Annotated in this window: 1 protein-coding gene; it reads left to right on the top strand. The window is 40.3% G+C overall.

Annotated elements, in window-relative coordinates; translation table 11 throughout:
* Positions 1 to 98: 98 nt before the first annotated feature.
* The coding region (locus GB932_RS21970; RefSeq protein ID WP_197517203.1) for a hypothetical protein at positions 99 to 546 on the top strand (448 nt) is incomplete at its 3' end.

Genomic DNA, 546 nt, shown 5'->3' with positions numbered 1-546 from the left:
AGTGCTTTCAAAAAAGGAGCAGCAGCACCGGCAGCAGCTACAGCGGCGGCACCAGCAACAACTGAAACGACTACCGAAACTAAAAAATAAGAAAAGAAATGTATAGTTTTTCACCAAAATTAAAATCAACTTCTATAATACTTCTTGTTGTAGGTTTAGTTCTTTTCGGTATTGGTTTCTTTTTGAACAAAGGAATATCTACTGAGAAAATAGAACAAATGATGGAAGCTGTTCATGCTTCAGGTCATACTGCTCCTACACACTCAAGTGAAATGGTTGGACCTCAGGATCACGCGGCTCACCTTGAGCACGCTACATTGCAGGTACACAACCAGCCTTTAGCAGCAATACATTTTGTAGCTGTATTTTTCTTTGGAGTAAGCTGCTGCGTATTATTCTTCTATTCTATTCAGCACGCTGCCCATGCAGGATGGCCAATCATCATTACAAGAGTAATGGAAGCTATTGCTTCTTATATTCCTTACGGTGGTGCAATCCTGGTAATCCTGATGATCTTAAACATCACTCATAATGGTCACTTATTCC

The organism is Microbacterium karelineae (assembly GCF_009745985.1).
In the GTDB taxonomy this organism is placed as follows: Bacteria; Actinomycetota; Actinomycetes; order Actinomycetales; family Microbacteriaceae; genus Microbacterium; species Microbacterium karelineae.
The sequence above is the reverse complement of the archived record's forward strand: the minus strand, read 5'-3'. Positions and strand labels throughout refer to the sequence as shown.